This window comes from Escherichia sp. KTE172, assembly GCF_000408845.1.
Classification (GTDB): domain Bacteria; phylum Pseudomonadota; class Gammaproteobacteria; order Enterobacterales; family Enterobacteriaceae; genus Escherichia; species Escherichia coli.
In genome coordinates this window covers 1347377-1366878 of sequence record NZ_KE137316.1, presented here as the reverse complement: position 1 = coordinate 1366878, position 19502 = coordinate 1347377, and the positions used below count along the sequence as shown (strand labels likewise).

The 19502-nt window shown below is 51.6% G+C and carries 19 protein-coding genes and 2 pseudogenes; 10 read left to right on the top strand and 11 right to left on the bottom strand.

All coding sequences use genetic code 11. The features are described 5' to 3' along the window. Positions 1-6 precede the first annotated feature (6 nt). From menB to pmrD, 4 genes are all read left to right on the top strand, one after another. Positions 7-864: a 1,4-dihydroxy-2-naphthoyl-CoA synthase gene (menB, locus tag G434_RS17095; RefSeq protein ID WP_000639989.1), complete on the top strand. Its 858-nt coding sequence runs from the start codon at positions 7-9 to the stop codon at positions 862-864. Beyond that, positions 864-1826, top strand: coding sequence for an o-succinylbenzoate synthase (gene menC, locus G434_RS17100; protein ID WP_001255627.1), 963 nt, complete (start codon positions 864-866; stop codon positions 1824-1826). The genes menB and menC overlap by 1 nt, the downstream gene beginning before the upstream one ends. Further along, positions 1823-3178 carry an o-succinylbenzoate--CoA ligase gene (menE, locus tag G434_RS17105; protein WP_000577547.1) on the top strand — a complete coding sequence of 452 codons (1356 nt, stop codon included), beginning with the start codon at positions 1823-1825 and terminating at the stop codon, positions 3176-3178. The genes menC and menE overlap by 4 nt, the downstream gene beginning before the upstream one ends. Positions 3179-3287: 109 nt before the next feature. After that, positions 3288-3554, top strand: a complete 267-nt coding sequence (gene pmrD / locus G434_RS17110) for a signal transduction protein PmrD (protein WP_001297080.1) — start codon at positions 3288-3290, stop codon at positions 3552-3554. Here the strand turns inward: pmrD and arnF are convergent. The 7 genes from arnF to arnB are packed head-to-tail and all read right to left on the bottom strand — an operon-like array spanning position 3548 to position 10898. Further along, entirely contained in the window at positions 3548-3934 is a 387-nt protein-coding gene (gene arnF, locus G434_RS17115) for a 4-amino-4-deoxy-L-arabinose-phosphoundecaprenol flippase subunit ArnF (RefSeq protein ID WP_000523862.1), read from the bottom strand. The two genes, pmrD and arnF, sit on opposite strands and share 7 nt — an antisense overlap. Further along, positions 3934-4269 carry a 4-amino-4-deoxy-L-arabinose-phosphoundecaprenol flippase subunit ArnE gene (gene arnE / locus G434_RS17120; protein ID WP_000638031.1) on the bottom strand — a complete coding sequence of 112 codons (336 nt, stop codon included), beginning with the start codon at positions 4267-4269 and terminating at the stop codon, positions 3934-3936. Before arnE ends, arnF begins: the two co-directional genes overlap by 1 nt. Next, positions 4266-5918: a lipid IV(A) 4-amino-4-deoxy-L-arabinosyltransferase gene (arnT, locus tag G434_RS17125; protein ID WP_000844019.1), complete on the bottom strand. Its 1653-nt coding sequence runs from the start codon at positions 5916-5918 to the stop codon at positions 4266-4268. The genes arnE and arnT overlap by 4 nt, the downstream gene beginning before the upstream one ends. Beyond that, positions 5918-6808, bottom strand: a complete 891-nt coding sequence (gene arnD, locus G434_RS17130) for a 4-deoxy-4-formamido-L-arabinose-phosphoundecaprenol deformylase (RefSeq protein WP_000169749.1) — start codon at positions 6806-6808, stop codon at positions 5918-5920. The genes arnT and arnD overlap by 1 nt, the downstream gene beginning before the upstream one ends. Next, positions 6805-8787: a bifunctional UDP-4-amino-4-deoxy-L-arabinose formyltransferase/UDP-glucuronic acid oxidase ArnA gene (arnA, locus tag G434_RS17135; RefSeq protein ID WP_000860278.1), complete on the bottom strand. Its 1983-nt coding sequence runs from the start codon at positions 8785-8787 to the stop codon at positions 6805-6807. The genes arnD and arnA overlap by 4 nt, the downstream gene beginning before the upstream one ends. After that, a complete protein-coding gene (gene arnC / locus G434_RS17140; RefSeq protein WP_000461642.1) occupies positions 8787-9755 on the bottom strand; it encodes an undecaprenyl-phosphate 4-deoxy-4-formamido-L-arabinose transferase in 969 nt (322 codons plus the stop codon). The genes arnA and arnC overlap by 1 nt, the downstream gene beginning before the upstream one ends. 3 nt (positions 9756-9758) lie before the next feature. Continuing rightward, positions 9759-10898: a UDP-4-amino-4-deoxy-L-arabinose aminotransferase gene (gene arnB, locus G434_RS17145; protein ID WP_019842024.1), complete on the bottom strand. Its 1140-nt coding sequence runs from the start codon at positions 10896-10898 to the stop codon at positions 9759-9761. 307 nt (positions 10899-11205) lie between these two features. On the opposite strand from arnB, the gene ais reads away from it, so the two are divergent. Next, on the top strand, positions 11206-11808 hold the full coding sequence (ais, locus tag G434_RS17150) for a lipopolysaccharide core heptose(II)-phosphate phosphatase Ais (RefSeq protein WP_001306469.1): 603 nt from the start codon (positions 11206-11208) through the stop codon (positions 11806-11808). Positions 11809-11846: 38 nt separating this feature from the next. Here ais and nudI read toward each other — a convergent pair whose 3' ends face one another. Continuing rightward, positions 11847-12272: a nucleoside triphosphatase NudI gene (gene nudI, locus G434_RS17155; RefSeq protein WP_001306470.1), complete on the bottom strand. Its 426-nt coding sequence runs from the start codon at positions 12270-12272 to the stop codon at positions 11847-11849. A gap of 278 nt (positions 12273-12550) precedes the next feature. Here nudI and G434_RS17160 point away from each other — a divergent pair, with 278 nt between their 5' ends. After that, a complete protein-coding gene (locus tag G434_RS17160) occupies positions 12551-13093 on the top strand; it encodes a YfaZ family outer membrane protein (protein WP_001301623.1) in 543 nt (180 codons plus the stop codon). 99 nt (positions 13094-13192) lie between these two features. Further along, positions 13193-14401 carry a nicotinamide mononucleotide deamidase-related protein YfaY gene (locus G434_RS17165; RefSeq protein WP_000921638.1) on the top strand — a complete coding sequence of 403 codons (1209 nt, stop codon included), beginning with the start codon at positions 13193-13195 and terminating at the stop codon, positions 14399-14401. A 49-nt stretch (positions 14402-14450) separates the two neighbouring features. Here G434_RS17165 and tnpA read toward each other — a convergent pair. Next, positions 14451-14876: pseudogene (tnpA, locus tag G434_RS27310) on the bottom strand (IS200/IS605 family transposase); the annotation flags it as partial. Between the two features lie 7 nt (positions 14877-14883). Here tnpA and G434_RS17170 point away from each other — a divergent pair. Genes G434_RS17170 through yfaU form a run of 3 tightly spaced genes read left to right on the top strand, consistent with a single transcriptional unit; the run spans position 14884 to position 18183 of the window. Next, on the top strand, positions 14884-16092 hold the full coding sequence (locus tag G434_RS17170; protein WP_032143504.1) for an RNA-guided endonuclease InsQ/TnpB family protein: 1209 nt from the start codon (positions 14884-14886) through the stop codon (positions 16090-16092). Beyond that, on the top strand, positions 16089-17363 hold the full coding sequence (locus G434_RS17175; RefSeq protein WP_042004878.1) for an MFS transporter: 1275 nt from the start codon (positions 16089-16091) through the stop codon (positions 17361-17363). Before G434_RS17170 ends, G434_RS17175 begins: the two co-directional genes overlap by 4 nt. A 16-nt stretch (positions 17364-17379) precedes the next feature. Further along, positions 17380-18183 carry a 2-keto-3-deoxy-L-rhamnonate aldolase gene (yfaU, locus tag G434_RS17180; protein ID WP_000992992.1) on the top strand — a complete coding sequence of 268 codons (804 nt, stop codon included), beginning with the start codon at positions 17380-17382 and terminating at the stop codon, positions 18181-18183. Positions 18184-18223: 40 nt separating this feature from the next. On the opposite strand, the pseudogene G434_RS17185 reads toward yfaU, so the two are convergent. Together G434_RS17185 and G434_RS17190 are read right to left on the bottom strand one after the other, a co-directional pair. Then, a pseudogene (locus G434_RS17185) lies at positions 18224-18433 on the bottom strand (hypothetical protein); the annotation flags it as partial. Beyond that, on the bottom strand, positions 18434-19393 hold the full coding sequence (locus G434_RS17190) for an ISNCY family transposase (RefSeq protein WP_000140599.1): 960 nt from the start codon (positions 19391-19393) through the stop codon (positions 18434-18436). Positions 19394-19502: the final 109 nt, after the last annotated feature.

Below are 19502 nucleotides of genomic sequence, written 5' to 3'. Positions count from 1 at the left end.
CACAATATGATTTATCCTGATGAAGCAATGCTTTACGCACCGGTTGAATGGCACGACTGCTCCGAAGGTTTCGAGGACATTCGTTATGAAAAATCTGCCGACGGTATCGCAAAAATCACCATTAATCGTCCGCAGGTGCGCAATGCCTTCCGTCCTCTGACGGTAAAAGAGATGATCCAGGCGCTGGCAGATGCGCGTTATGACGACAACATCGGCGTGATCATTCTGACTGGTGCAGGCGATAAAGCGTTCTGCTCCGGTGGTGACCAGAAAGTGCGTGGCGATTACGGCGGCTATAAAGATGATTCCGGCGTACATCACCTGAACGTGCTGGACTTCCAGCGTCAGATCCGTACCTGTCCGAAACCGGTTGTCGCGATGGTGGCTGGCTACTCCATCGGCGGCGGTCACGTTCTGCACATGATGTGCGACCTGACTATCGCGGCAGATAATGCCATCTTCGGTCAGACTGGCCCGAAAGTCGGTTCCTTCGACGGCGGCTGGGGCGCTTCCTACATGGCGCGCATCGTCGGGCAGAAAAAAGCACGTGAAATCTGGTTCCTGTGCCGTCAGTACGACGCGAAACAGGCGCTGGATATGGGCCTTGTAAACACCGTGGTACCGCTGGCGGATCTGGAAAAAGAAACCGTCCGCTGGTGCCGCGAAATGCTGCAAAACAGCCCGATGGCGCTGCGCTGCCTGAAAGCTGCACTGAACGCCGACTGTGACGGTCAGGCAGGTCTGCAGGAGCTGGCGGGCAACGCCACCATGCTGTTCTACATGACGGAAGAAGGTCAGGAAGGTCGCAACGCCTTCAACCAGAAACGTCAGCCTGACTTCAGCAAATTCAAACGGAATCCGTAATGCGTAGCGCGCAGGTATACCGCTGGCAGATCCCCATGGACGCGGGGGTGGTTCTGCGCGACAGGCGGTTAAAAACCCGCGACGGGCTGTACGTTTGCCTGCGTGAGGGCGAGCGCGAAGGGTGGGGGGAGATCTCCCCACTGCCGGGCTTCAGCCAGGAAACCTGGGAAGAGGCGCAAAGCGTGCTGCTTGCCTGGGTAAATAACTGGCTGGCAGGCGATTGCGAGCTACCGCAGATGCCTTCCGTGGCCTTTGGCGTAAGCTGTGCATTGGCAGAACTGACCGATGCGTTGCCGCAAGCAGCCAACTACCGTGCGGCACCGCTGTGTAATGGCGATCCGGACGATCTGATCCTCAAACTTGCCGATATGCCGGGCGAGAAAGTGGCGAAGGTCAAAGTGGGATTGTACGAAGCCGTGCGCGACGGCATGGTGGTCAATCTGTTGCTGGAGGCAATTCCGGATCTGCATTTGCGTCTTGACGCGAACCGCGCCTGGACACCGCTGAAAGGCCAGCAGTTTGCCAAATACGTTAACCCGGATTATCGCCACCGCATTGCTTTTCTCGAAGAGCCGTGCAAAACCCGCGATGATTCGCGAGCGTTTGCCCGTGAAACCGGCATTGCCATTGCCTGGGATGAAAGCCTGCGCGAGCCGGATTTTACCTTTGTGGCTGAAGAGGGCGTGCGCGCGGTAGTTATCAAACCCACGCTCACGGGCAGCCTGGAGAAAGTACGCGAGCAGGTAGAGGCGGCGCACGCGTTGGGGCTGACGGCGGTGATCAGTTCATCTATTGAGTCGAGCTTAGGCTTAACGCAACTGGCGCGGATTGCCGCCTGGTTAACGCCAGAGACTATTCCAGGGCTGGACACGCTGGATCTGATGCAGGCGCAGCAGGTACGTCGCTGGCCGGGTAGCACGCTGCCTGTCGTGGAAGTTGATGCGCTGGAGCGGTTGTTATGATCTTCTCTGACTGGCCGTGGCGTCACTGGCGGCAAGTGCGGGGAGAAGCCATCGCCTTACGTCTTAATGACGAGCAACTCAACTGGCGCGAGCTTTGTGCTCGCGTCGATGAATTAGCCTCCGGCTTTGCGGCGCAGGGCGTTGTTGAGGGCAGCGGTGTGATGTTGCGGGCGTGGAATACGCCACAAACGCTGCTCGCCTGGCTGGCGTTACTGCAATGCGGGGCGCGGGTGCTGCCCGTGAACCCTCAGCTGCCGCAACCGTTGCTTGAAGAATTGCTGCCCAATCTTACGCTGCAATTTGCGCTGGTGCCGGATGGGGAAAACACGTTTCCAGCATTAACTTCGCTGCACATTCAGCTGGTTGAAGGCGCACATGCCGCTGCGTGGCAGCCGACGCGTCTGTGCTCAATGACGTTAACCTCTGGTTCCACTGGCTTGCCGAAAGCCGCTGTTCATACTTATCAGGCTCATCTTGCCAGCGCCGAAGGGGTGTTATCGCTGATTCCGTTTGGCGATCACGATGACTGGTTGCTCTCTTTACCGCTGTTTCACGTCTCCGGTCAGGGAATTATGTGGCGCTGGTTATACGCTGGTGCGCGGATGACGGTGCGTGATAAACAGCCATTGGATCAAATGCTGGCAGGCTGTACTCACGCTTCACTGGTGCCAACACAACTCTGGCGTTTGCTGGTTAACCGCAGTTCCGTTTCCCTGAAAGCGGTGTTACTTGGTGGTGCGGCAATTCCAGTCGAGTTGACGGAACAGGCGCGCGAGCAGGGGATTCGTTGCTTTTGCGGCTATGGTCTGACCGAGTTTGCCTCCACAGTGTGTGCGAAAGAAGCCGACGGTCTGGCAGACGTCGGTTCGCCGCTGCCGGGTCGGGAAGTGAAAATCGTAAACGACGAAGTGTGGCTGCGGGCTGCCAGCATGGCAGAAGGTTACTGGCGTAACGGGCAACTGGTTCCACTGGTTAATGATGAAGGCTGGTGCGCCACGCGCGATCGCGGTGAGATGCATAATGGCAAGCTGACCATTGTCGGACGTTTAGACAATCTGTTCTTCAGTGGTGGCGAAGGCATTCAGCCAGAAGAAGTCGAGCGCGTTATTGCTGCACATCCTGCGGTTTTGCAGGTGTTTATCGTTCCCGTTGCTGACAAGGAGTTTGGTCATCGACCGGTAGCGGTGGTGGAGTATGACCAGCAAACCGTTGATCTTGGCGAATGGGTGAAAGATAAGCTGGCCCGTTTTCAGCAACCGGTGCGTTGGTTAACGTTGCCGCCTGAACTGAAAAACGGCGGTATTAAAATTTCACGTCAGGCGCTAAAAGAGTGGGTGCAACGTCAGCAATAATTAACCCTCCGTTTCACTTCTCATTTCTGCCATTCCATTGCCGTTGATAAAGAGTTTATCTGTTAATCTGTAAATTGATGTGAAAACTCTTAGCAAACAGGATAATGCAATGGAATGGCTGGTCAAAAAATCGTGCTGCAATAAACAAGATAACAGACATGTACTTATGCTCTGCGATGCTGGCGGCGCGATAAAAATGATCGCCGAAGTGAAGAGTGACTTCGCCGTGAAAGTGGGGGATTTACTCTCCCCTTTGCAGAATGCGCTTTATTGTATTAATCGTGAAAAGCTGCATACGGTGAAAGTCCTCTCGGCAAGCAGTTATAGCCCCGATGAGTGGGAACGGCAGTGTACAGCGGCAGGGAAAACTCAGTAACGTTGTTTTGTCGTGGGCAGGAAAATCAACATCAACCCGCTCATAATACAAGCAACTCCCAGTAGTGCCTTCAGCGAAAAAGTTCCTTCCCAGCCGGGAAGTATCATTGATGCAATCCATACCAGCACATAGCTCATACTGAGCAAGGCATAGGCTTTGCTTAACGCAAGTTTATGTAGCGTTTTATACCAACAAAAAACGGAAAGCAGATAACCCAGCAGCCCGAGTAACAGTATCCGGGCATCCAGGCCAAAAGCTAACAGCGCCGCGATAAAATCCCATAAGTGCGTCATCGGCGGCAGATGACTCGCCGCAAAACCCAGGCTTAATTGCGCAGCGGAGGCGATAATGACGCTGAATAATCCCCACATCAGGCCCATTACACGGTACTCCCGAGGATCACAATGCCACCAATAATGAACGCCACCCCACACCAGTGACGCGGCGATACCGGTTCGTGCCACAGTTTTACTGCAGCCAGCGTCACCCAGACAAAATTCAGACTTAACATCGGGTAGGCAATGCCTACCGGTACGTTCTGCAAGACCAGCAGCCAGAGCACCATGGCAAGACCAAGACAAGCCAGCGCCAGTCCCAGCCACAGCACGATATGTTTGCGCCGTTTGTTTATCGCCACAAAGCAGGTTGCCTGTTTCTGACACAACTGCCCGGCAACGCTAAGCAAGCTGGCAAAGACTAATGTTAGCCAGATCATTTGGGACGATACTGAATCAGCACCAGACGCTCCTGACGATCGATGGCATCTGCGGGCGGAATGGCGAGACTGTTGATATCTTCATTGCGGTCAACCGAAAGCACGAGTGTAATAATCCCCTCCTGACGATGTTGATTAAGCCAGTTTGCGAACTCATCACCGCTGACAAATCTCCCTTTCGCATCCGGATAATTAAGGCCGTATTTCAACTCACCTGTCTGGCGATACATGATGATGTCATCGCGTTGCAGGCTCCATGCCAGACCTGCGGCAACACCGACGCTATCAGTAAGAATATAGCGGCTTGGCTGAAGTGATTCTTGTGTCATCTCGACAAAAAATTGCGGATGTTTTCCTTCCATGACTCTGTCAGGAATTGAAAATCCTACCAGCAACGCCAGCCCCAGCGGGCAAAGCGCGGCAAAAGACCAGGTCTTTTCGACGTTTGTTAAGGTGTACCAGCCGAAAAATGCCCATAGCGAAAAAATCGACCAGGCACAAAAGACTTTATAGCTCTCGAAGGTTTGCCACACTGGCGTGTTCATTGGTCCCCATGGGGAGACCACAAATGTGGCAATAATGCCAGTGACACCAAAAGCGATGTTAATCCAGCCATTAATCCGCAGCGCCAGAGGATTATTTTTTGCTGCCAGCAAAGCGTAATGCGCCATCAGCATTGCCAGAGGTGCAAAGCAGGAAAGAATATAGGTGGGCAATTTGCCTTTGGCGACGGAGAAAAACAGCAGCGGCATTATCGTCCAGCTCAACAAATAGACGGTTGCGGAATGCTTGCGGTTTTTCCAGCCTGCGTACAGTGCTCCGGGGAGTAATCCCAGCCACGGCAGGCTACCGGCAATGATGACCGGCAAGTAGTACCAGAACGGAGCTCTATGCTGAGCATCATCCATTGCAAAGCGTTGAATATGCTCAACCCAGAAAAAATAGTGCCAGAAGTCAGGCTCCCGCTGCGCTATCGCCAGTCCCCAGGGGAGAACCGTCAGTACGCAACTGATGACCGCCAGCCAGCCGTAAATAAAGAGATCTTTCCAGCGTTTTTGCGTTGCAACCCATGGAAGCACGCTTAATACCGGCACGGCAAGGGCGAGAAAACCTTTGGTCATCACCCCCATGCCGCAGGTGATTCCCAGCAGTAAAAATCCTGCGCTTTTGCCTTTCCACGTCTGTGCCTGCATTGCCAGCCAGAAGCTGCACATTCCCGCCACCAGCCAGAAGGCAATAAACGGATCGAGCACGGCATAAGTGCCGATGGCATAGACAATAAACAATGAGAGATAAATCACTGCGGCGAGTAATGCCAGACGTTTATCGCGCCATAAGCGCAGAGTAAACCAGGTCACCAGCGCGGCAGTTAACAGGGTCGCAAAGATAACGCCTGCCCGCACACCAAAGTTATTCGCGCCAAATAGCCATTGCCCAATGCTGTTAATCCAGTATCCGGCAATGGGTTTTTCGAAATAACGTAGCCCTAACAGATGGGGCACAATCCAGTCGCCGGATGCCAGCATTTCCCGACTGATTTCCGCATAACGCGTTTCATCGGGTTGCCAGAGCAGACGCGTGCTGATCGGTAACAGGTAATAGCAGGCAATAAACGCGAAGAGGCCGATAAGGTAACGTACCGATTTCATCAGCGACTACCCGCAATTTGTTGGCAACCCAGCCAGCCTTCACGTCCGGCAATATTTCCGCGAACAACTTGCCCGAGCGGCAACGTCCCTGATAACAGTTCGCTTAAAGGGCAAAATGTCACGCCTTCCTGGGCTGCCCGTTTCAGGAGATCCACAAAATTATGCTGATAAGCGCAGCCTTCAACTTCTGCATGAATGGTATAAACCGGCATGCCTTTATCTCGCAGGATGCGGTTGAGTAACCAACCGTTAAAATCTTCTGCTTTCACATCCCGACCAATCACTTCATCCCAGGTGGGTAAGGTCACCGGAATTTGCGCAGTACCGGGTTTTCCTGATTCGAGCAATGGACGAAACGGCATCGCCCCACGACAATCGCTGTTGTAGCGCAAATGGAACGCTTCTTTTGCTTCGATCACCTGCTGGTCGGCACGCCAGCCAGCGGCTGCGGAGCAAGTTACCGGTTGGCCGATAATTTCTTCCAGGGTGCGAAGGCCGCGTGCGATATCGTCGACCATTGTTTGCCGATCCCAGTTACCGCTATGGGCTTGCCATGCATGGTGATCCCAGGCGTGCAGGCCGACTTCGTGGTGTTTAGCCGCTTCACGAATGATATCGGCATTGGCATGACCAATCTCTTTACCTGGCCAGGCCGTACCTGCCAGTAAAATATCCCAGCCATAAAGCGATGCCGCGTTTGAGCGCAGCATCTTCCACAAAAACCTTGGCTTCACCAGTCGCCAGAGATGGCGGCCCATATTGTCCGGGCCGACGCTGAAAAAAATGCTGGCCTGAATATTATGCTTACTCAAGATTTCCAGCAGACGCGGCACGCCTTCACGGGTGCCACGAAAGGTATCGACATCAATGCGTAAGCCGACTTTGGTCATGATGGTTTATCCGTAAGATCAACGGTGCGCAGGAAGAAATCCAGCGTTTCGTCGATGGTTTCCTGCATATCAATTTTTGGTTCCCAGTCCAGGCAGCGGCGGGCATTGCGGATGCTCGGTTTACGATGCTCTACATCCTGATATCCTTTGCCGTAGTAGCTGCTACTTTCGACAACACGAAAGCCCGCAAACGGTGGGAAGTGATGGCGCAGCGGATGTTTTTCGAAGCTCGCCAGCAGCATCTCGCCCAGTTCCTCAATGCTCGCTTCGTTATCAGGATTGCCAATGTTGATAATTTCGCCGTCGCAGCGATTTCCCGCATTTTCGATAATGCGGTATAACGCCTCGATACCATCGCGAATATCAGTAAAGCAGCGTTTTTGTTTTCCGCCATCAATCAGCTTAATCGGTGAACCCTCTACCAGATTGAGAATGAGTTGCGTAATAGCGCGGGAGCTGCCGATTCGTGCCGCATTAAGGTTATCCAGTCGTGGTCCCATCCAGTTAAACGGGCGGAAGAGGGTGAACTGTAAACCCTCTTTTTCGCCATAGGCCCAGATAACCCGATCAAGTAATTGTTTAGACACCGAATAAATCCAGCGTGGTTTATTCACCGGGCCGACGATTAAATTAGAATGATCCTCATCGAAGTATTTATCGCTACACATCCCATAAACTTCTGAAGTCGACGGGAAGATGATTCGCTTACGGTACTTCACGCAGTAGCGGATAATGCGCAGATTCTCTTCAAAATCGAGTTCAAATACGCGCAGTGGGTTGCGGGTATATTCAATCGGCGTGGCTATCGCCACCAGCGGCAAGACGACATCACATTTTTTGACGTGATACTCAATCCATTCGGAATGAATACTGATATCGCCTTCGACAAAGTGAAAATGCGGATGATTCAGAAAACGGCTTATCGCATCGCTGCCGATATCCAGACCGTAAACTTCATAATGATCTTCGCGCAGCAGGCGTTCTGTCAGATGGTTGCCAATAAAGCCATTCACCCCGAGGATGAGTACCCGGGTACGGCGTCGGGCGGCACAGGCAGGCTGGCTATTCAAGCGTGAACCTTGCACCAGGCCCAGCGTCTGCGCTAATTGCGAGCCCTGCATAGTAATGCCGTCGCCCGCCTGTCCGGTGACGATTTCCAGCGCGCCATCGCCACAGGCAATCAGCAGTGGCGCAACAGAAATCACGCTCCCCGGTTGTGCTGCGGGCGCATGAGAATGCACGCGTGACGACCAGACGGTAAATTTCTGATTACCAACATAGCTGAAGGCACCCGGCCACGGATCGGCAACGGCACGCACCATGTTGTGCAGCACGGATGCCGGTTTATGCCATTCGAGGAAACTGTCTTCCGGTGTTCTGCGACCAAAACAGGTGGCTTCGTTTTCGCGCTGGGCGATTTCCAGAATATTACCGTGTTTAATGGCGGGTAATGTCTGTTCCAGTAGCTGGCGCGCGGCATGGCACAATTTATGATGCAGCGTAATAGCGATATCGTCTGGCGCAATGGCAATGCGCAGTTGCGCCACAATGGCCCCGGCATCGGCACGTTTCACCATTCGGTGCAATGTAACGCCAGTTTCCGTTTCACCGTTCACCAGCACCCAGTTCAGCGGCGCGCGACCACGATATTTTGGTAACAGCGAACCATGCAGATTAAATGCACCTGCGGGAGCGAGCTGCAAAATCTCGTCGCAAATAAGATGGCGATAATAAAAAGAGAAAATCACCTCTGGTGAGAGTTGGGCAATACGTTCCACCCACAGCGGATGATTAACGTTATCCGGCGCATAAACCGGAATGCCTCTTTCCGCCGCCAGACGAGCTACGGAACCATAAAAGGCTTTTTCACCGGGATTATCGGTATGGGTAAAAATGGCGCTAATTTCGTAACCGGCAGCCAGCAGGGCTTCAATACCGAGGCATCCCATATCGTGGTAGGCAAAAACGACGGTTTTCATTATTCATTTTCCTTGCTGGATGGACGGATAACTTGCTGAACAAAATAGCGGGGGCGGGCGCGGACATCGGTGTAGATCCTGCCGATATATTCACCGAGTAATCCCATGCCGATAAACTGAGCGCCAATAAAAGTAAACAGCACGGCAAATAGCATAAAGACGCCTTCTGCCGCCCATTGTGGTCCGAAGGTCAGGCGTAAAATCACCAGCAGCACAGCAATGCTAAAACCTCCAATCGCAATAATGCTGCCAAGCAGACTCAGCATACGTAGCGGCGTTGTGGTAAGGCAGGTCACCAGGTCGTACATCAAATTAATCAGGCGCATAAAACTGTATTTGGATTCACCAAACTCACGCTCGGCATGATGCACGGGAATTTCAATGGCACGGCGGGCGAAGATATTCGCCAGAATCGGGATAAAGGTACTGCGTTCATGGCAGTGCAACATCGCATCGACAATATGACGGCGATAGGCGCGCAGCATACAACCGTAGTCACCCATCGCTTTGCCGGTGGTGCGCTGAATAAGCCGGTTAATCATCTTCGATGCCGTTTTACGAAACCAGCTGTCCTGGCGGTTCTGACGCACAGTTCCTACCACGTCGTAGCCTTCATCGGCTTTTGCCACCAGGCGGGGGATCTCCTCTGGCGGATTCTGGAGATCGGCATCAAGGGTAATAATTAAGTCGCCAGTAACGTGACTGAATCCCGCCATAATCGCTGAATGTTGCCCGTAATTGCGGTTAAGCAAAATAGACACAATATGGCTGTTCTCCGCTTGTGAGGCTTCGACCAGCATATGCGCGGAATTATCGCTACTGCCGTCATCAATCAGCAGGATCTCATACTCTTTCCCCAGTGATTCACAGGCTTTTGTGGTGCGCCTGATTAATTCCGGTAAGCTTTCCTGCTCGTTATAAACGGGAATAACCACCGAGACTTTCTTAACAGGGTGGATTTCAAACATGGCTTATTGTCCTGCGAGTTGCTGAAGGGCTGTGATGACGCGGTCGGCATCGGCGGTGGTCATATCCGGGAACAGCGGCAACGAACAGATGCGTTCGCTATTCCATTCGGTATTCGGTAACGACATCGTGGGAAAACGCTCGCGATAATATTTTTGTGTGTGAGCGGCGCGGAAATGTAACCCGGTACCAATGCCTCTTTCTTTTAACGCTTCCATCAACGCATCGCGACTGATACCACAACGTTGTTCATTGACACGAATAATAAACAGATGCCAGGCGTGAACGTGCGGCCAGGCGGGAAGGCTTAATGGCTGAAAGGGGAGAGCTGCCAGTGCTTGCTGATATTGCAGAGCAATTTCGCGCCGACGGGTGTTGAGGTGCTCTAATTTGGCTAACTGGGTCAGGGCAATCGCGGCGTTAATATCGGTCAGATTATACTTATAGCCCGGCGTTAAGACTTCAGCTTGCGGTGCACGGCCCCAGGTTTGTCTGTCATAGGCATCGACACCCAGACCGTGAAATTTCAGCATCCGTAGCAGGCGGGCAAGGTTTTCATTATCTGTAACAATCAGGCCACCTTCCGCACAGGTAATATTTTTGATGGCGTGAAACGAAAAAATAGCGGTACCTTTTGCGCCAATATGTCGCCCTTTGTAATACGTACCGACGGCATGGGCAGCATCTTCGATAACTGCGATGCCGTAACGTTCGCCAATGGCGCGAATGGCGTCAATATCTGCTGGCGCACCGGCATAATGCACCGGAATGATGGCTTTAGTGCGTGGCGTAATGGCTGACTCGATCGCTTCAGGCGTGACCATCAGCGTATCGCGGTCGACATCCACCATTACCGGCGTTGCACCCAACAAGGAAATCATATTGAGGGTTGAAACCCAGGTCAGGGAAGGCGTAATCACTTCATCGCCCTTGCCAATTTCCAACGCCATTAGCGTGATATGCATTCCGGCGGTGGCTGAACTGACCGCGATGGCATGCTGATTTCCCGTCAACTGGCAAAAGGCTTGTTCAAGCGCCTGATTCTTCGGACCGGTTGTGATCCAACCGGATTCGAGAACCTCTTTAACTGCAGCGAGTTCCTCCACGCCCATTGCTGGTCGCGAAAAAGGCAAAAATTCTGACATTGCTTTTCCTTCCGCCATTGAATACCTGTCCACTTATATTTGCTATAAAGAGTGTTGTGTATATTTTGCCATTTGGAGCAAAATTTTAAGGATAGAATATTAACTTAACCTTAAGAAACTAATATTAGACGTAAATATTGAAATTTTTATATTTTTTCTTATTTAGGCTTTGCATTTGGCAAAATTTTGAGGCATTTTGCCGGCATCGCAGGATTTTTAATATTACACCAACTGCTAATTATCGCCAGAAATGTCGCTCAATTTCACGGTAATTGTCTGGTTGCGCTTGTCTATAGGTGGAGTTTACGTGTTAGCTTTTTGCCGCTCTTCGTTGAAGTCAAAAAAATATTTCATCATTTTACTGGCGCTCGCTGCAATTGCCGGACTGGGTACTCATGCCGCCTGGAGTAGCAATGGTTTGCCACGTATCGACAATAAAACGCTGGCCAGACTGGCACAGCAGCATCCGGTTGTCGTTTTGTTTCGCCATGCTGAACGTTGCGATCGTTCAACCAATCAATGCTTGTCAGATAAAACAGGTATTACGGTCAAAGGTACCCAGGATGCCCGTGAACTGGGCAACGCTTTTAGTGCTGATATCCCTGATTTCGATCTTTATTCCAGTAATACCGTCCGGACCATTCAGTCGGCGACCTGGTTTTCAGCGGGTAAAAAGCTGACGGTAGATAAACGACTTCTTCAGTGCGGTAATGAGATTTATAGTGCAATTAAGGACTTACAAAGCAAAGCGCCTGATAAAAATATCGTTATTTTCACCCATAATCATTGCCTGACATATATTGCTAAAGATAAGCGTGATGCGACATTTAAACCTGATTATCTGGATGGTTTAGTCATGCATGTGGAAAAAGGCAAAGTTTATCTGGATGGGGAATTCGTTAACCACTAAATTTTCAATCTGACAGCCAGTAATGGCTGTCATCATTATTACAGAAGACCTTTCAAACGTAACGTTTTTCGGGTGGCGACATTCAAATCATAATGCACCAGATCTTCAGGTTTTACCCACGCGTAGTCCTGAAACTCTTCGTTTATTTTCACTTCTCGGTTGGCAGAAACGCAGTCAAAAGTCAGGTAAATCATATAAATCTCTTCCTTGCGACCATCTGCATACGTCTTGGTGCGAATATCATCGCTGAAGGTCCACGGCGTGATTTCTGTCAAAAGCAGCTGTTCTCCCAGTTCTTCGCGAATTTCGCGGCGTAGTGCCTCTTCAATTCGTTCGCCAGGCTCCACGCCACCACCCGAAAGCGCCCATTGACCGGGGAAAACGCCGCGATCGTCGGCCATTTTACACAGCAAATAAGCACCATCATTTTGAATCAAAGGGCATACAATAGTCCGTTGTCGCACGGGGATATTCCTTATAAATAAAAAGAAACCATGAGAATACGGTAACTCAGAAATATGTGAAAGTGACAGTAATCTCTTTTGCGATGATAACTGCACTTATTATTATTTTTGTGTGTATCGGTAAAGTGTGTTTATTTTTTCGGCGTTTAATTATTTAAGAAGTATTTAGTTACAATAAGTGACTAGATCCCTTTTTTCGCTCATTGAATCCTCTGTGCCAGGCAGTACAATCCCGCAGCTTTGGGAATTTTGATTTATTGCTTGTGGGAGAGGGGAAAATGAAAAAAATTGCGCTAGCAGGTCTGGCCGGAATGCTGTTGGTTTCTGCATCGGTCAATGCAATGAGCATCAGCGGTCAGGCGGGTAAAGAATACACCAATATTGGTGTCGGTTTTGGGACTGAATCGACGGGCCTGGCGTTAAGCGGTAACTGGACACATAACGACGACGACGGTGACGTCGCGGGCGTGGGGCTGGGGTTGAATCTGCCTCTCGGGCCGTTAATGGCGACCGTTGGCGGAAAAGGCGTTTACACCAACCCGAATTACGGCGATGAAGGTTATGCCGCAGCGGTAGGAGGTGGTTTGCAGTGGAAAATTGGCAACAGCTTCCGTTTGTTTGGCGAGTATTACTACTCTCCGGATTCGCTCTCCAGCGGTATTAAAAGTTATGAGGAAGCGAATGCGGGCGCGCGTTACACCATTATGCGTCCAGTGAGTATTGAGGCGGGCTATCGCTACCTGAACCTTTCTGGTAAAGACGGTAACCGCGACAACGCCGTGGCTGACGGCCCGTATGTTGGGGTTAACGCCAGTTTCTGATCCCTTCCGGCGCGGCATTCTGTCGCGCCATTCAGTTTCTTACTACGCCTTATCTTCCTTTGCGTTATAGTGATTCGATAACAAAAGCAGGAGATAACCATGTTAAAAGTGGAAATGCTATCCACCGGGGATGAAGTGTTACACGGGCAAATCGTTGACACTAACGCTGCCTGGCTGGCCGATTTTTTCTTTCATCAGGGGTTGCCATTATCTCGCCGCAATACGGTGGGAGATAACCTTGATGACTTAGTGACCATTCTTCGCGAACGGAGTCAGCACGCCGATGTGCTGATCGTTAACGGCGGGCTGGGGCCGACCAGTGATGATTTAAGCGCACTCGCCGCTGCAACAGCAAAAGGTGAAGGCCTGGTGCTGCATGAGGCCTGGCTCAAAGAGATGGAACGCTATTTCCACGAACGTGGACGAGTAATGACACCGAGCAACCGTAAACAAGCGGAGCTACCTGCCAGTGCTGAATTTATCAATAACCCGGTAGGCACCGCCTGTGGTTTTGCCGTGCAGCTTAATCGTTGCCTGATGTTCTTTACCCCCGGCGTACCGTCAGAATTTAAGGTGATGGTCGAGCACGAAATCCTGCCGCGCCTGCGCGAGCGTTTTTCTTTACCGCAGCCGCCGGTTTGTCTGCGTTTGACTACATTTGGTCGTTCGGAAAGCGATCTGGCACAAAGCCTGGACACCCTGCAACTGCCGCCGGGGGTAACAATGGGCTATCGCTCTTCTATGCCGATTATCGAACTGAAACTCACCGGACCGGCAAGCGAGAAACAGGCGATGGAAAAACTGTGGCTGGACGTTAAACGTGTTGCCGGACAGAGCGTGATTTTCGAAGGTACCGAAGGACTGCCCTCGCAGATCAGCCGCGAATTGCAAAACCGCCAGTTCAGCCTGACGTTGAGCGAGCAATTCACCGGTGGTTTATTGGCTTTGCAACTTTCTCGCGCAGGTGCTCCATTGCTGGCGTGTGAAGTGGTTCCTTCACAGGAGGAAACCCTGGCGCAAACTGCGCACTGGATTACAGAACGGCGGGCCAACCATTTTGCCGGGCTGGCACTGGCTGTTTCTGGTTTCGAGAACGAACATCTCAACTTTGCGCTAGCCACGCCAGACGGCACTTTCGCTCTGCGTGTGCGTTTCAGCACTACGCGCTACAGCCTGGCTATCCGTCAGGAAGTGTGCGCAATGATGGCACTGAATATGCTGCGCCGTTGGTTAAACGGCCAGGACATCGCCAGTGAGCATGGCTGGATTGAGGTTGTTGAGTCCATGACTTTATCCAGTGCGCTGTAAAACCCCGTCCTTCAGGGCGGGGATATAAGGCGCGGTTTTCCACCTGACCAGGTGTTTGCTGTTGTTCAATGTATTGGCGGATGACGGATATTGGCGCACCTCCGCAGCTACTGGCAAAATAGCCAGGACTCCACAAAACGCCTTTGTAGTAATACCTGACTGCAATATCTGGTCGATCTCGTCGCAGTAACCTACCCGATACGCCTTTGAGGCTGTTTACCAGACTGGATATCGCCAGTTTGGGAGGATAGTTAATTAACAAATGGACGTGATCTGGTTCGCCATCCATTTCAACCAGTTCAGCTTCAAAATCAGCACATACATTTGAAAAGTAAGTGCGTAGTTTTTCTGTCGCGTCATGGTCAAAAATCTGGCGTCGGTATTTGGTGACAAAGACCAGGTGAACATGCATCAGGAAAACACAATGCCTTCCACGCCGGATATCGGTTTCTTTTTTCATAGACCAAAGTATCATTTGACCTGTGAAACGATTACAGGCATTTAAATTCCAGTTAAGACCAGGTGGTCAACAGGAGTGTGAAATGAGGCGCTTCGCAGGCGCATGTCGTTTCGTTTTCAATCGCGCTCTGGCGCTTCAGAATGAGAATCATGAGGCCGGTAATAAATACATCCCTTACGGGAAAATGGCTTCCTGGCTGGTTGAGTGGAAAAACGCCACTGAAACGCAATGGCTTAAAGATTCGCCCTCACAGCCATTGCAACAGTCACTGAAAGACCTTGAGCGGGCTTACAAAAACTTCTTCCAGAATCGGGCTGCTTTTCCCCGATTCAAAAAGCGGGGACAGAATGATGCATTCCGCTATCCGCAGGGCGTTAAGCTCGATCAGGAAAACAGCCGTATTTTTCTGCCGAAACTGGGCTGGATGCGCTACCGGAACAGCCGTCAGGTCACGGGTGTTGTAAAAAATGTCACTGTCAGCCAGTCCTGCGGTAAGTGGTACATCAGTATTCAGACAGAAAGTGAAGTATCAACTCCGGTTCACCCTTCAGCATCAATGGTCGGGCTGGATGCTGGCGTGGCTAAACTCGCCACGCTGTCAGATGGCACAGTCTTTGAGCCTGTAAACAGTTTTCAGAAAAACCAGAAGAAGCTGGCGAGACTTCAGCGACAGTTAAGCCGCAGGGTCAAATTCAGCAATAACTGGCAGAAGCAGAAACGCAAAATACAGCGACTGCATTCCCGTATCGCAAATATCCGCAGGGACTACCTTCACAAAGTCACAACGACCGTCAGCAAAAACCACGCAATGATAGTCATTGAGGATTTGAAGGTCAGCAACATGTCAAAGTCAGCAGCGGGTACGGTCAGCCAGCCGGGGCGCAATGTCCGGGCAAAATCAGGTTTAAACCGTTCGATACTGGATCAGGGCTGGTATGAAATGCGCCGCCAGCTTGAGTACAAGCAGCTCTGGAGTGGCGGTCAGTTGCTTGCTGTTCCGCCAGCGTACACAAGCCAGCGTTGCGCGTGCTGTGGTCATACTGCGAAAGAAAATCGCCTGTCACAAAGTCAATTCAGATGCCAGGTATGTGGATATACAGCGAACGCCGATGTAAATGGCGCTCGTAACATTTTAGCGGCGGGGCACGCCGTTCTTGCCTGTGGAGAGATGGTGCAGTCAGGCCGCTCGTTGAAGCAGGAACCCACCGAAATGATTCAGGCGACAGCCTGAACGTAGCAGGGATCCACGTTCTTCAGGGCGTGGAGGATGTCAAGTTGGCGCTGTATGTGCTGGCGTTTCTCGACCGTTCGAATATCGGTTTTGCCAAACAAACCTACCAGATTGATACCGGGCTGAGTAATGAAGCTTATGCGCTGGGAGCAGGCATTTTCTTTGTGGTATATGCGTTTCTGGGTGTTCCGGCGAATCTTTTGATGCGCAAACTGGGGGCCAGAACCTGGATTGGTACGACAACACTGCTGTGGGGATTTCTTTCGGCAGCCATGGCATGGGCCGATACTGAAGCGAAATTTCTGATCGTTCGCACTCTGCTTGGTGCTGCGGAGGCCGGGTTCTTCCCTGGTATGATTTATCTCACCTCGCAATGGTTTCCGCAGCGTAATCGCGCCAGCATTATGGGGCTGTTCTATATGGGCGCACCGTTGGCGTTAACACTGGGATCACCGCTTTCCGGCGCGCTGCTGGAGATGCATGGATTTATGGGGCATCCCGGCTGGTTCTGGATGTTTGTGATTGAAGGATTGCTGGCAGTCGGCGCTGGGGTATTCACATTCTTTTGGCTTGATGACACGCCGGAGCAGGCACGTTTTCTGAGTAAAGAAGAAAAAACGTTGCTTATCAACCAACTGGCAAGTGAAGAACAACAGAAAGTGACTTCTCGACTGAGCGATGCGCTGCGTAATGGGCGAGTCTGGCAACTGGCGATTATCTACCTGACCATTCAGGTGGCGGTTTACGGATTAATTTTCTTCCTGCCGACGCAGGTTGCTGCATTGTTGGGGACAAAAGTGGGCTTTACGGCGTCGGTGGTCACCGCCATTCCGTGGGTCGCGGCCTTGTTTGGGACCTGGCTTATTCCGCGCTATTCCGATAAAACCGGCGAACGGCGTAATGTCGCGGCGCTGACATTACTGGCGGCAGGCATTGGTATTGGTCTCTCCGGGCTGCTTTCTCCAGTACTGGCGATCGTAGCGCTGTGTGTTGCAGCCATCGGGTTTATTGCCGTGCAGCCGGTGTTCTGGACGATGCCGACACAACTGCTTTCCGGTACGGCGCTGGCGGCGGGGATTGGTTTTGTAAACCTGTTTGGTGCAGTGGGTGGGTTTATTGCCCCGATCCTGCGCGTGAAAGCAGAAACGTTGTTTGCCAGCGATGCGGCGGGATTACTGACGCTGGCAGCGGTGGCGGTCATCGGTTCGCTGATTATTTTCACTCTGCGTGTAAATCGCACTGTTGCGCAGACCGACGTGGCACATCATTAATAGGTTAAGGAACACCATGAACGCATTATTAACCAATCCCTTTAAAGAACGTTTACGCAAGGGCGAAGTGCAAATTGGTCTGTGGTTAAGCTCGACTACTTCTTATATGGCAGAAATTGCCGCCACCTCCGGTTATGACTGGTTGCTGATTGACGGGGAGCACGCGCCAAACACCATTCAGGATCTTTATCACCAGCTACAGGCGGTAGCGCCCTATGCCAGCCAACCCGTGATCCGTCCGGTGGAAGGCAGTAAGTCGCTGATTAAACAAGTCCTGGATATTGGCGCGCAAACTCTACTGATCCCGATGGTCGATACTGCCGATCAGGCACGTCAGGTGGTGTCTGCCACGCGCTATCCTCCCTACGGTGAGCGTGGTGTCGGGGCCAGTGTGGCACGGGCTGCGCGCTGGGGACGCATTGAGAATTACATGGCGCAAGTCAACGATTCGCTTTGTCTGTTGGTGCAGGTGGAAAGTAAAACAGCACTGGATAACCTGGACGAAATCCTCGACGTCGAAGGGATTGACGGCGTGTTTATTGGACCTGCGGATCTTTCTGCCTCGTTGGGCTACCCGGATAACGCCGGGCACCCGGAAGTGCAGCGAATTATTGAAACCAGCATTCGGCGGATCCGTGCTGCGGGTAAAGCGGCTGGTTTTCTGGCTGTGGCTCCTGATATGGCGCAGCAATGCCTGGCGTGGGGAGCGAACTTTGTCGCTGTTGGCGTTGACACGATGCTCTACAGCGATGCCCTGGATCAACGACTGGCGATGTTTAAATCAGGCAAAAATGGGCCACGCATAAAAGGTAGTTATTGATATCAAAGGCCCATGGGGATCGGCTGTGGGCCTGTGTTAATTAGTGGTTATTCGCTGCCAGATCGGCTTCGCTTAGCTGGGTGGCCGCGAGCACCAGGTCACGATCAATGCCCTGTTCCAGCATGCGCAAAGCAATTTTAATGGCTTGTTCATGCATGCCTTCCTGCAAACCTTCTAATTTACCCTCCTGCCAGCCAATTTGATGTCCTTCCTGCCGTAGCCGTTCAGCAATAGTCATTAATCTCTCCTTTTAATGACCGTTCGGAATATCAGCATCAGTGAGTTGGGTTGTCGCCAGCACAATCTCACGTTCAAAGCCCTGTTCCAGCATGCGCAAGGCAATTTTAATGGCTTGTTCATGCATACCTTCTACTTTGCCTTTCTGCAACCCCTCCAATTTCCCCTCCTGCCAACCTTCAATTTTACCTTCCTGCCAGCCAATTTGATGTCCTTCCTGCCGCAGCCGTTCAGCAATAGTCATTAATCTCTCCTTTTGTAGTGGTGAACGTTCGGCAATCTCCTGAATAAAGCGGGTGAAACGGGAGGTATCGCCGCATTGCAGCAGATAATTAAACAGCGTTTGTAGCTGGCTGTCATTAGTGAAGCCTCTAACCAAAAGCGTGGTGATCCTGTCGACCATACCGATTAAATCGCGGTCGCGAATATGCTTTTGAATCAGTTCCAGCAGAGCTATACGCCGATGTTGCATGATCTCATCGTCAGGTACGATGGTGATATCCACCAACGGAAAAGCTTCGGTGTACAACTGCCGGGCAAGTTGCGGATCGTCAAACTCATCCAGCCAGTTGAGTGAGTACGGGTAGGGCGAGGTTTCGCCATGATAAAACAGCAATGGCACCACCAGCGGAACTCTGTCATAGCCTTTATCCAGGTGACGCTGCATGGCGGCAGTGGCATAGCGCATTAGCCGAAAAGCCATATTCTTTTCTGCAGAGCTTTGATGTTCAATCACGCAGTAGATATAGCCTTCACCGTCGCTGGTTTCCACAGACCACAAAACATCCGAGTAGTAAGCGCGTAAACTTTTTTCAATAAAGCTGGTGGGTTCCAGGCGTAAAGTTTGCAGGTTGCAAAGCTTGCGCAGCGGCTCTGGTAGATGTATTTCCAGAAAATCCCGAGCGGTTTCGGGTGTGAACATAAAGGTTTTAAACACCGCATCATGCGGGGAGGAGGTTGTTGATTCGGTCATGGTTGTCCGTCACCTGATATTTATGATGACGCGACATTACGGTTATCCCAGGCCTTTGACATCTGCCAGTTTCAGCCTTTGCGAGACGTTTTCAGAGGAATTTTCACTG